General features: G+C 66.9%; 10 protein-coding genes and 1 tRNA gene. 2 read left to right on the top strand and 9 right to left on the bottom strand.

The window, feature by feature from the left end; translation table 11 throughout:
• The first annotated feature begins 7 nt into the window (after positions 1-7).
• Entirely contained in the window at positions 8-550 is a 543-nt protein-coding gene (locus ABIR17_RS02890) for a dihydrofolate reductase family protein (protein ID WP_348002860.1), read from the top strand.
• A 104-nt stretch (positions 551-654) separates the two neighbouring features.
• Here the strand turns inward: ABIR17_RS02890 and ABIR17_RS02895 are convergent, their stop codons facing one another.
• The 5 genes from ABIR17_RS02895 to ABIR17_RS02915 form a co-directional block, all read right to left on the bottom strand.
• Positions 655-2766 carry an MMPL family transporter gene (locus ABIR17_RS02895; protein WP_348002912.1) on the bottom strand — a complete coding sequence of 704 codons (2112 nt, stop codon included), beginning with the start codon at positions 2764-2766 and terminating at the stop codon, positions 655-657.
• Between the two features lie 35 nt (positions 2767-2801).
• A complete protein-coding gene (locus ABIR17_RS02900; protein WP_348002861.1) occupies positions 2802-3386 on the bottom strand; it encodes an isochorismatase family protein in 585 nt (194 codons plus the stop codon).
• Between the two features lie 15 nt (positions 3387-3401).
• Positions 3402-4979 carry a D-alanyl-D-alanine carboxypeptidase gene (locus ABIR17_RS02905; RefSeq protein WP_348002862.1) on the bottom strand — a complete coding sequence of 526 codons (1578 nt, stop codon included), beginning with the start codon at positions 4977-4979 and terminating at the stop codon, positions 3402-3404.
• A gap of 205 nt (positions 4980-5184) precedes the next feature.
• Positions 5185-6021: a hypothetical protein gene (locus ABIR17_RS02910; RefSeq protein ID WP_348002863.1), complete on the bottom strand. Its 837-nt coding sequence runs from the start codon at positions 6019-6021 to the stop codon at positions 5185-5187.
• 197 nt (positions 6022-6218) lie between these two features.
• Positions 6219-7676 (bottom strand): MDR family MFS transporter, encoded by a 1458-nt coding sequence (locus tag ABIR17_RS02915; protein WP_348002864.1) that lies wholly within the window; start codon positions 7674-7676, stop codon positions 6219-6221.
• A 67-nt stretch (positions 7677-7743) separates the two neighbouring features.
• On the opposite strand from ABIR17_RS02915, the gene ABIR17_RS02920 reads away from it, so the two are divergent.
• Positions 7744-8367, top strand: a complete 624-nt coding sequence (locus tag ABIR17_RS02920) for a TetR/AcrR family transcriptional regulator (RefSeq protein WP_348002865.1) — start codon at positions 7744-7746, stop codon at positions 8365-8367.
• Positions 8368-8371: 4 nt separating this feature from the next.
• Here the strand turns inward: ABIR17_RS02920 and ABIR17_RS02925 are convergent.
• The 4 genes from ABIR17_RS02925 to ABIR17_RS02940 form a co-directional block, all read right to left on the bottom strand.
• A tRNA-Thr gene (locus ABIR17_RS02925) sits at positions 8372-8444 on the bottom strand.
• 31 nt (positions 8445-8475) lie between these two features.
• The gene (locus tag ABIR17_RS02930; protein ID WP_348002866.1) at positions 8476-9135 is read right to left on the bottom strand and encodes a TetR family transcriptional regulator; all 660 of its coding nucleotides are present in this window, start codon (positions 9133-9135) and stop codon (positions 8476-8478) included.
• A 56-nt stretch (positions 9136-9191) separates the two neighbouring features.
• Positions 9192-10727 (bottom strand): alpha/beta hydrolase, encoded by a 1536-nt coding sequence (locus ABIR17_RS02935; protein WP_348002867.1) that lies wholly within the window; start codon positions 10725-10727, stop codon positions 9192-9194.
• Positions 10728-10749: 22 nt separating this feature from the next.
• The gene (locus ABIR17_RS02940; RefSeq protein ID WP_348002868.1) at positions 10750-11886 is read right to left on the bottom strand and encodes a DNA polymerase III subunit delta'; all 1137 of its coding nucleotides are present in this window, start codon (positions 11884-11886) and stop codon (positions 10750-10752) included.
• Between the last annotated feature and the right edge of the window lie 23 nt (positions 11887-11909).

Consider the following 11909-nt stretch of genomic DNA (forward strand, 5'->3'; position numbering starts at 1 on the left):
GAATCTCATGGGCAAAGTTCTGATTCACTCAACGGTCACCCTCGACGGCTTCATGGCCGACGGCGACGGCGGGGTCGACTGGATGTTCGGCTTCACCGAAGCCGCAGAGGACCGCGAGGTGTTGAACGACGTCATGGCCGAGATTGGTGCCGTTCTGGGCGGCGCCAACAAGACCCAGACGATCGATGAGGGCGAAGAGCCCTACGGCGGAACCCTCAAGGTTCCGGTGTTCCTCATGACGCACACACCCCACGCGCCGATCGAGAAGGACGGCACGACCTACCGCTTCGTCATCGACGACATCGCGCTCGCAGTCAGAGAGGCTCAGGATGCTGCCGGCGACAAGAGCGTTACCCTCCTCGGCGGAAGCATCGCGCGACAGTGTCTCGAGCGAGGCCTGGTGGACGAGATCCAGCTACACGTGGTGCCGGTCCTGCTCGGCAAAGGGATCTCGCTTTTCAGCGGCCTCGAAAACCCGATCAAGCTGGAAAGGCTGAACACGGCCGCCTACGCCAGCGTGACCCACCTGCGATTCCGCGTCGTCAGGTGACGAACGACGGCTTCAGCCGAAGTTGAAGAACACGGTCAACACGAGGCCGACCGCGAGCAGAATCGCGACCACCACCGCGGCGGCCATGACGAGTTGAGCTGCCATCAGGCATCCTTCCGGTTCAGTACGGGTTCAGTCTGCCGCGACAACCGGGACGGCCACCAGCTGAACCGCCCCAGGTCGTAGATGACCGCGGGCACGAGCAGCGACCGCACGACGATCGTGTCGAGCAGCACACCGAACGCGACGATGAACGCGATCTGGGCGAGGAACAGGATGGGGATCACCCCGAGTGCCGCGAAGGTCGCTGCCAGCACGACTCCGGCCGAGGTGATGACGCCGCCGGTCACGGCGAGACCGCGCAGGATGCCCTCCCGGGCTCCGTGCAGCTTGGTCTCTTCGCGCACCCGGGTCATCAAGAAAATGTTGTAATCCACCCCGAGCGCGACGAGGAACACGAACCCGAACAGCGGCACCGACGGGTCGGCGCCCGAGAAGTGGAACACCCCCTGGAACACCAGTCCAGCGACCCCGAGCGAGGCGGCGAACGACAGGATGACGCTGCCGATCAGGATCAGCGGCGCGATCAGTGAGCGCAGCAACAGAATCAGGATGACCAGGATCACGAGCAGCACGATCGGGATGATGACCGTGCGGTCGCGGATCGCGGTGTCGTTGGTGTCGAGCGCGAGAGCCGTGACCCCGCCCACGAGAGCTGACGGGTCGACCGCGTGCACGGCATCCCGAAGCTGTCGCACGGTCTGTTCGGCAGCAAACGAGTCGGCGGCGTCGGTGAGGGTCGCCTGCAGCATGACCTGCCCGTCGACGACGGTGGGTACCAGCGGCGCGAAGGTCGGGATCGGGAACGGCTCGGCGTCGGTGCCCACCGGCATGTAACCGGTCGGCGAGTTGTCGCTGAGGGCGTTGATTCCGCCCGCGACCCCGTCGAGGCCGGCCGCGGCATCCGCCAGTTGGGTGAGCAGTTTCTGGTCGCCGACGATCACGGCGGGTGAGCCGGATCCGGCGTCGAAGTGTTTGCCGATGAGCACCTGTCCGTCGCGGGCGTCGGACGGGCCGAGCACGAGGTCGCTCTGCGGAACGCCGTCGGCGTGGAACAGCGCGAGCCCGCCGGTCGCGGCGAGCAGCACCACGATGCAGACCGCCCACACCACGCGGGCCCGCTTGGCGATGAGCCGGGCGACGCCCGCCCACAGCCCCTTCGCGGAAGCACCGGTGACGACAGGGTGCGCGGTGCCGACTCTCGGTCGACGCGGCCAGAACGCGGTGCGACCGGCGGCGAGCAGCAGAGCTGGCAGGAACGTCAGGGCGGCGAGAATCGCGAAGGCGATACCGATCGCCGCGACCGGCCCCAGCGCCTTATTCGAGTTGAGGTCGCTGAACAGCAGGCAGAGGAGCCCCGCGATCACCGTGAGCCCCGAGGCGAGAATCGGCTCGACGCTTCCGCGCAGCGCCGCCCAGGTCGCATCCCACCGCGTCGCGTTGTCGCGCAGCGCTTCGCGATACCGCGAGACGTAGAGCAGCGCGTAGTCGGTCGCGGCGCCGATCACCAAAATGAACAGGATGCCCTGCACCTGCCCGTTGATCGTCACGATCTTCGCGGCCGCCAGCAGATACACCACGAGGATCGCGGCACAGAGGGCGAACATCGCGGTCGCGAGCACGATCAGCGGCAGCAGCGGCGACCGGTACACCAGGATCAAAATGACGAGCACGGCGGCGACCGCGACAAGCAGAAGGACGCCGTCGATCCCCGTGAAGCCGGTCACCAGGTCGGAGGTGAATCCGGCCGGGCCGGTCACGTGAGTTTCGAGTCCGGCGGGCGCATCGCGTAGTAGACCGTCGAGCGCGCCCACACTGTCGCGCACGCCCCCCGCGATCGGCACGAAGATCTGCGCGGCCTCACCATCAGCCGACGGGATGACGGGGCTGACTCCGTCGCCGATGCTCGGCTGCTTGGCAACACGCCCGGCGTAGTCGTCGAGGAACGCGAGGTCGGCATCCGTCAAGCCACCCGCGCGCGCGGCGATGACGATGGCCGGGATGTTGTCGCTCCCCGCGAATGCGGGAATCAGCGACGAGACCTCGGTCGACTCTGCGGAAGCTGGGAGGAAACTCGCCTGGTCGTTCGTCGAGACGCTCGAAATCTTGCCGAACGTCGGTCCGCCGACGCTCGCCGCGGCGAGCCAGGCGATCATCACGAACGCCGGGATGACGACTCTCAGTACGCGCTTCACATCAACACCGTAGCGAGGTCGGCGCCCGCGGCTTCGAGTTCGGCGAGCGCCGCGCGCGACGACTCGGGAGCCACCCCAGCCACCAGGTCGGTGAGCACGGTGACCTCGCGGCCGGCATCCAGAGCATCGCGGGCGGAAGCCAGCACGCAGTAGTCGGTCGCGATCCCGACGACGTCGACCTGAGTGATCTCGCGGGAGTCGAGCACGTCGATGAGCTCCTCGCCGGACGCGGTCGTCCCCTCGAAGATCGAGTACGCGGGGACGCCCTGCCCCTTCTTCACATGCACGTCGATCAGCGAGGTGTCGAGTGCCGGGTGGTACTGCGCGCCGGGTGTGCCGGCGACGCAGTGCCGCGGCCAGGTCTCCACAAAATCCGGGGTAACTCCATCGGCCGCAAAGTGCCCGCCGTTATCGCTGTCGCCGTCGTGCCAGTCGCGTGAGGCGATCACCAGGTCGTAGCGATCGGGATGCGCACGCAGGTATTCGGTGATGTGCTCGGCCACCGCGGCGCCGCCATCCACACCCAACGCTCCCCCTTCGGTGAAGTCGTTCTGCACATCGATGACGAAGAGTGCGCGCATGGAGCTGGTCCCCGGTCAGTTGTTCGAGAGGTTGTCGCCGCAGGTGTAGACAGCGGTCGCGACCGTGTCGAGTGCTTCGCGAGCGTTGTCTTTGATGCCCCCGCCGATCGCGTAGAACGCGAAGGTGAGCACGGTGCCGTCGGCCGACTGAATGATGCCGGCCTCGGAGTATTCGGTGTCGATCCACCCGGTCTTGGCTTGCACGTGGCCGCGAGCAACCGCATTGGCGCCGGTGTAGCGGGACGCCAGTGTTCCGGTCTTACCCGCAATAGGAAGGCTTGAGCTGATCACGTCGAGATTCTGCGAACCCGCGTTGATTGCGGTCATCAGACGCGCAATGACCTGAGGCGGCACCGCGTTGAGGTCGCTCAATCCGGAGCCGTCACGGATCGTGAGCCCGGCCCCGTTGATCCCCGGGCCGCCGTCCGGCATCACATAGTCGATGAGGGCGCTCGGGATGGCCTGCTGCAGCGACGCCGCCGAGCCGTTCAGCGAGGACTGCTTTGAGGTGATGCGGGCGAGCATCTCGGCGAGCGTGTTGTCGCTCACCTGAAGCATGTAGTTGATCAGCGTTTTCAGCGGCTGCGACTGCACTTCGCCGAGCAGAGCCGTGCCGCCGAGCGCTGTCCCGGTCGAGAAGGTGACGTTCGGGTCAATGATGTGCGCGGTGTCGGCGGCGCGGAGAGCATCCAGAAACTCTTGGCCCGCCCGGCCAATCGGGTCGGTACTGCGCGGGCTGGTTTGCCGCGTCGGGTCGGCGCGGTCGCCATCCACCTGAAGTGCGGTCACCTCGGAGTGGTAGCCGGTGGTCTGCTCGGAACGCTTCCACGACGGGTCCCACTTGTCGGCGCTCGACCAGTAGCTGGCATCCAGCACGATGCTCGTGATCGGCGCCGGGCCTTGGTAGGCGGCGAGCACTTGGGCGGCGAGATCATCGAGTTTCGGGGCGCCCTTGTAGACGCTCTCCGACCCTGCGGGCAGAGCGCTCAGGGTCGCGTCGCCCCGGCCGACGAGAACGATCGAGCCGGGGGTGGAGCCGGCGAAAACCGAGGTCTTGATTTGATAGTCCGGCCCGAGCACCGAGAGCGCTGCCGCCGCCGTCAGCACCTTCATCACGCTCGCGGTGGAAGAGGCCGTTGTGCCACCGCGGTCGAACAGCACCTCACCCGTGTCGGCCCGCATGACGGAACCCGAGAAGTCCATCAGACGGCCGTCAGCCGCCGGCAGCGCGACCGAACAGGTGCGCAACCTGCTGGCCGTGAGGTCCCCGTCCGGCACGGATCGGGGCGGTTCGGGTGTCGGCGTCGCCGACGGCGCGACGGCCGCAGCGGATCCGACCGAGACCCCGGCGAACACAGCGCCGGTGCCGAGGAGGACAAACACGATCGCGAGGGCGCCCACCAGCCACCCGGTCGGATGCTGAGCGAAGAAGCCGCCGATGCCCTTCCGGGGGAGGTCGCCGCCTTCCGCGGGCAGGGCTCCGTTCGAGGGGGCAGACGCCGCCCGGCCTCGGGATGTCGTCGGCCTGCGGCGCGACACCGCATCCTGAGCTTCCCGAGCCGCCCTGCGGCTCATCGGCTGCTCGTCAGTCACCCCGTAATGGTACGCGACCCACCCTGGAGCTCCGCGGGCCTGGGCGTGGGCGTCGGGCGCTCGCGCGCGGCTGGCGCCCACCCACGCGCGCCGCAGAAGCGGCGGCGAGCCAAAAATGCAGTCGACCCCTTCTCACCCGCGGCATCCCGACCCGTTCGGGATGCCGCGTGTGAGAAGGGGCCGACGTGGCGACGGCGTTAGCCGATCAGCAGCCACCCCAGCGAGCCGCGGCCCGCGTGAACGAGTAGGCCTCGTTCGGGATGCCGCCGTGCGACATTGCGAAGTAGATGCAGACCCCGCCCGTGCCGCCGGTGTACGAGGGGCGGTACAGCGAGAGGCGGTGCGGTGCGGAGTTCCACCACTTGGTGGCGACAGTCGCACCCGAGTTGCCGGAACCGCCGGCGAGGTTGCCGTCGCAGCCCGTGTCGGGAACGCCGTCGGAGCGGGTCTGGGGCTTGTGGCCCCAGGCGCTGGCCGGGTCTTCGCTCGGGTCTTCCGCAATCCAGAACAAACGAGATTCCATGCAGGAGTCGTAACGGAAGTTCGCGAGCGGCACCGGGTTGAGGCAGTTGTCGACGCGAATCTGGTTGTAGGTCGCGGCGAACGAGGCCAGGTCATCCGAGGTGGTGCCCCCGACTCCGCCAGCCGAGGTGATGCCGGGCGCGCCGCCGGTCGAGCCGCCGACGTTGCCGGGGCAGGACTGGCCAGCTTCTTCGAGCGCGGCACGACGTTCGACGGTGCCGCTTGCCCGACCGGCAGAACTCACAACCGGAAGCGGCTTGGGAACCGGCTTTTGCGCCAGGTGCTCAGCGTCGACGTTGGTCGGAGCCGCCGCGGCGGTCGCGAAGTCGATGGTCTGGGTTGCGGCCGAAATGGCCGACGACGAGGGTTCCACGACGAGCAGCGATGCGATGGCGGGGCCGGCCGAAACCGGAGCCGCTTGTGCGCTCGACAGGAGAGAAGGCCCGCCGCCGCCGATGAACGGCAGCACCAGAACGAGAACCGCCGTGAAGACGGTCGACAGAATCAATGTTCGTTTCATGTCTTAGCCCCCCCGGACCAAGCCGAACGCATCCCCCCTCAGAGTTGCGTCGGTTCACTGACGGTATGCCCCGCTTCGGGCCGAATCAAGCCGAAAAGACCCCAAACGAGCGTTTGGACCCCCGCACTGGGGGCAAGAATCGCCCGGCGCGCCGCAAATGCGCTCAGAAATGGGCCGTGTAGCGACCCCCTCAGCGGTCAGGCCAGTTCGGCTGCTTTCGGCACCTCTTCGGGAGTGAGTTCGACGACCGTGCGAGGACGTCCGGGCAGGATGAACGCGAGCCCGACCGAGACGACGCTGAAGCCGACAGCCCACCAGAACGCGATCTGGAACCCGACGACAAGAGAGCCGGCCGCGGTTGCCGAAACGGCCAGGATGACCGCCAGCAGCGCGACTCCGAGCGAGCCACCGATCTGCTGTGCGATCCGGGTGATAACGCTCGCGTGCGGCACCTCGTCGTGCTCGAGTCCGAGAAACGCCACCGCCAGCAGCGGGATGAAGACGATGCCCATGCCCAGTCCGCGCACCAACAGGATGGCGCCGAGCAGCCAGATCGACGTGGTGCCATCCGCGAAAGCGAAGGGAACTGTGGCGACAGCGACGAGGGCGAAGCCCAGCAGGGCGACAGCGCGGCCGCCGATGCGATCCATCAGCCGAGCGGCGAGCGAACGACTCAGAAGTGACCCAACCCCCTGGGGGATGAGGAGCAAACCGGCGCCCAGGGCATCTGCTCCCCGCAGTTCCTGCCAGTAGAGAGGTAGCAGCAACATGGAACCGTACAACGAGGCGCCGCTGAGAAACATCAGGGCCGTCGCCGACCAGGTCGCCCGGTGACGCAGCACGCGAAGATCCAGCAGCGGGTCCAGCTTCTTGCGCAGCGCCCACAGCACGAAGGCGACGAGCAGCACAACGCCTGCGGCGAGCGGGGCGATGACATCGACGTTGGCGAAACCGCCGTCCCCGGCGACGTTCGACAGCCCCCAGAGCAGGGCGACCAGCGCCGGCGCGAGCAGCACGAAGCCGACGACATCCAATCGGATCGGCTTGCGGGGGCCATCGGCAGGCAGCATCCGCCAGGCCAGGATGAGGCCGACCACTCCGAGCGGGATGTTCACCAGAAACAGCCACTGCCACGAGCCGACGGCCAGGATGAGGCCGCCGATCACCGGGCCGAGAATCGGGCCCAGGGCCGTGGGCAGCGCGACCGTCGCCATCAGGCGACTGATGTTTTGACCGCGGGCGGCCTGCATGATCATCGTCGTGAGCAGCGGCAGCATGGCGCCGCCGCCGAGACCTTGGACGACCCGGAACGCGATCAGACTCTCAACATTCCACGCGGCGGCGCACAGTATCGATCCGATCAAGAAGAGGGTGAGCGCCATCATCCACAGCCGCTTGCCCCCCAGGCGGCTCTGGAGCCAGCCAACCAGCGGGATCGTGACGCCGAGAGCCAGCAGGTACCCGGTGCTCACCCATTGGATGGTGGCGACGTCGGTGTTGAGGTCGGCGGCCAACTGGTGCAGGGCGACCGCGACGATGGTCGTGTCGAAGATGACCGCGATGGCGCCGGTGAGCAGCGCGATGGCGATGCGGATGACCGCTGGGTCGAGCTTCGCTGACGTGGTGGTGGTGGTGGTGCTCGTCGTGTTCGACATGATCGCCTTAGGGTACGAAGTTGTATCTAACTTCGGGTACGTTACGCCGTCGGGATAAGATACGCCAGTGGACCTAAAGCGCGAGACCGGCACCCGCCGACGCGGAGCGGAACTTGAGGATGCCATCCTCGAAGCCGCCTGGGCAGAACTGACCGAGAACGGCTACGCCGCCTTCACGTTCGAGTCGATTGCGGCGCGCGCCGGCACCAGCCGCCCGGTGCTGTACCGGCGCTGGAGCGATCGCGACCAGCTCATGCTCGCCGCCATCGATCACGAGCGCGCACGTAACCCGATCCAGGTGCCTGACACGGGCAACCTGCGCGACGACATCGTCATCCTGTTGCAGCGCGTCAGCGCGGCACGCGCCGGCTTCGCGGCACTGATGAGCGCGCAACTCAACGACTACTTCCGAGCGACCGGCACGACCTTCTTCGAACTCAAGCGACTGCTGCAAACCGGACCGCAAGGCGGCGACAGCACCATGGACCTGATCCTCGATCGCGCGGCCGCTCGAGGTGAGATCGACCCGTCGGTGCTCGACACCCGCACGATCGAATTGCCGGCGACCCTCATGCGCTACGAACTGCTGGTGAATCTGAAGCGCTCGCCCGACAGCGTGATCGAGGAGATCGTCGACGACATTTGGATGCCGCTGCTGCGCGCGAAGGGCGCGCTGCGTGAGAAGGCCTGAACTGAGCCACCTGTCAGAATCGAACTGACGACCTATTCATTACGAGTGAATCGCTCTACCAACTGAGCTAAGGCGGCGGGGTGCGGCAGAGCCGAACCGTCCGAAAGTTTAGCCGACCTGCGCCGGATACGACGACGCCACCAGTTCGGCCCCTCGCGTGAACGCCTCCTCGACCAGTTGACCGAGTGACCGGTTCGCGTCGGGGTGGTCGATCCAGGCGAACCAGGCGTGCCGCACGAACGCGAACGAGGTGAGCGCGACGAGGCGCGCGCGATCGGCGGCCTCAGCATCCGTCATCTCAGGAAACTCGCCGCGCAGCCGTCGGCCGGCCACCTCGGCGAGCTCGTTCTCGAAGTTGTGAACGCTCGCCATGCGGCGCACCCCGAGCTCGGGGTACAACTTGGTGACGGCTCGGCGCTCGGCAAGCAACTCGGGATCGGAGAGCAGTCGGTTGGAGCCATCGATGATCACGCGGGCGATTCCGGGCAGAATCGGCCCCCGGTCGGCGACGAACCATTCGACTTCGGGGTTACCGGCGAGGCTCGGCGTCTCACCGAGAATCGCCTCCTCTTTCGACGGGAAGTAGTTGAAGAAGGTGCGAGGTGAGATGTCGGCGACGCGGCTGATCTCATCCACGGTGGCGTTGTCGAGGCCGCGCTCGCGTACGACCTCAAGCGCCGCCCTCAGAATCGACTGCCGGGTCGCGATGCGTTTGCGTTCGCGCAGGCCGAGCTGTTCAGGGACGGCAACGTCGGAGGCGGGGGCCATGTCTAGATTTTATTGCACGCACTGCAAGATTGCACCCCGCAATCCTGCGGGTCGACTCAGCAGTTCGGGTCGGAGGCCGGCACCGTTCCATTGACGAAGTAGTCATCGACTGCGCCCTGAACACACGGGTCGCCCGAGGTGTACGCCGTGTGACCCTCGCCCTTGTAGGTGATGAGGTGGCCGTTCTCGAGCTCTTCCGAGAGTGCCTTCGCCCAGACGTACGGGGTTGCCGGGTCGTTCGTGGTGCCGACGACGAGAATGTCCGACGAGCCGTGAGCCGTGATCGCCACGCGCGCACGGGTCGACGCGAACGGCCAGTTCTGGCACAGCGGCCCGCCGTACGACATCAACGGCCCAAAGACCGGAGCCGCCACCGCGAGTTCGGCCGCCTCGGTGCGCATCGTGTCGAGAGAGGAGTCGCTGACGTAGTCGAGACAGTTGATCGCGATGAACGCCTCGGTCGAGTTGTCGGAGTACGAACCGTCGGCGTTGCGGCCGTTGTAGGCATCGGCGAGCAAGAACGCCGTTGCCGTCTCGTTCTGCCGCACCTCGGTGAAGAGGTCGTCGAGGTAGGACCAGTTGTCTTTGTTGTAGAGCGGCAGGATGATCGAGACGAACATCGTGCTCGACCCGAGCATCCGGCCGTCGGGTGCGGGGATGGGGTCGGCCGCCAGACGGGCCAGAATTCCGGCCGTCTCGGTCATCGCCTCATCCACGGTGCCGGTGAACGGGCAACTCGGCTTGGTGACGCAGTCGGTGAGGTAGGCGCGGAAGGCGCTCTCGAATCCGACCGCTTGCGTCTTCGTGACGTCGAAATCGGTCGTCGCCGGGTCGAGCGCGCCGTCAAGCACCATGCGACCGGTGTTCTGCGGGTACAGGTCGGCGTAGGTCGCTCCGAGGAACGTGCCGTACGAATAGCCGAGGTAGTTGAGTTTCTTGTCACCCAGAACGGCCCGCAACAGGTCGAGGTCGCGCGCGGCGCTCACCGTGTCGACGAACTGAAGCAACGGACCGGTGTGATCGAGGCACGCCTTGGCGAAGTCGGCATCCGATGCCGTCAGCGCGGCGAGCCATTCGTCGGAGCCGATCACCCCGGGGATGATGCCGTAGTTGAAGTCATCGAGAAACTTCGGGTCGTCGTAGCACGAGACCGCCGTTGAGTGGCCAACCCCGCGAGGGTCGAATCCGACGACGTCGTAGCTCGCCTGAAGGCGCGCGTCGGCGCCGTAGTCGAGGCTGTCGCGCACGAAGTCGTAGCCGGAGCCACCCGGGCCACCCGGGTTCATCAGCAGCGATCCGATGCGCGTGCCGGTCGCGGGGTGACGGATCAGCGCCAGCTCGATCTCAGCGGTCGCCGGGTTCTTCCAGTCCATCGGCGCCTTCGCCGTTGCACACTGCATGCCGCCGCCGCACGAGGCCCAGGTCAACACCTGGCTGTAGAACGGTTGCAGGTCGGCGGCAACCGTTTCCCCGGTTGGGCTCGAGGTCGTCGGAGCGACTGCCGGTTGGAACCAGCTGATGCAGCCGGTCAGCGAAGCGCTGACGGCGATACCGACAGCGAGTACGACGGCGAGGCGACCGGGACGGATCACGAGGTTCCTTTTCTACGACGTTCTACGGCGCGGGTGTGCTGTCGCGCACCGCGTTGACCAGCATGGCTTCGAGAGCGAGCGCCGGAGCGACATTACCGTCAATGCGGGTGCGGGCTTCGGCAATCGCGTCGAGAGTCGCGAGGGTCTGAACCGGCGTCGAGGTTCGCGCCGCGACCTCAAGTTGAGAGTAGATCGCGAGGTTGACCGGGTCGACGGCAACCTGCAACTGCAGCAACAGGATGTCGCGGTACAGCGAGAGCAGGTCGACCAGGATGCGGTCCAACCCGTCACGCAACGACCGGGTGGCTCGTCGCTTCTGATCCTCTTCGAGCGACTTGAGGGTGCTGCGCAGCGCGGGCGGAACGGTACCGCCGGGCTCGATCCCCAGAGATCGCAGTGCTGACTCGCGCTCCTCGGCGTCGCGTTCCTCGGTGATCGCCTTCGCGTCGGCGCCGGCGACCTCCAGCAGTTCTGCCGCCGCGAGCACCGCCCCCGCGACGCTGTGGATGCCGAGGGCAAGTTGCAGGGTTCTGGCCCGGCGTCTGCGGGCTTCCTCATCGGTCGCGAGCCGGTGCGCCATCCCGATGTGGGACTGCGCTTCGCGGGCCGCCCGCGTCGCGTCCGGCAGTGAGACACCGTCGCGTCGGGCAATCAGTTCGGCGACCTCTTCGACCCCAGGCACCCGCAGCCGCACGGTACGAACCCGCGAGCGGATCGTCGGGATCAGGTCGGCATCACTCGGGGCGCAAAGAATCCAGACGGTGCGCGGCGGCGGTTCTTCGAGGGCCTTGAGCAGCACGTTCGAGGTGCGCTCGGTCATGCGGTCGGCATCCTCAATCACCATGACGCGGTAGCGGCCGACCGACGGCGAGAACTGACTGGAGGCGACGAGCGCTCGCACGTCTTCGATGCGAATCGTCACGGCATCCGTCGACAGCACTCCCAAGTCGGGATGCGTGCGCGCGGCGACCTGCACCTCGGTCTGGTGCTCGCGCCCGGGCTGCGCAATCAGCGCGGCAGCGAACGCGTAGGCGAGCAGCGAGCGACCTGAGCCGGGCGGACCGGTAATCAGCCAGGAGTGCACCATGCCGTCGCCCGCTGCGGCGGCGCGCACCGAAGCGATGGCCTCGGCCTGCCCTGTCAGGTCATCCCAGCCCATGTGCACAACTTAGCGTGCAGCAG

Source organism: Pseudolysinimonas sp., from assembly GCF_039912695.1.
In the GTDB taxonomy this organism is placed as follows: Bacteria; Actinomycetota; Actinomycetes; order Actinomycetales; family Microbacteriaceae; genus Pseudolysinimonas_A.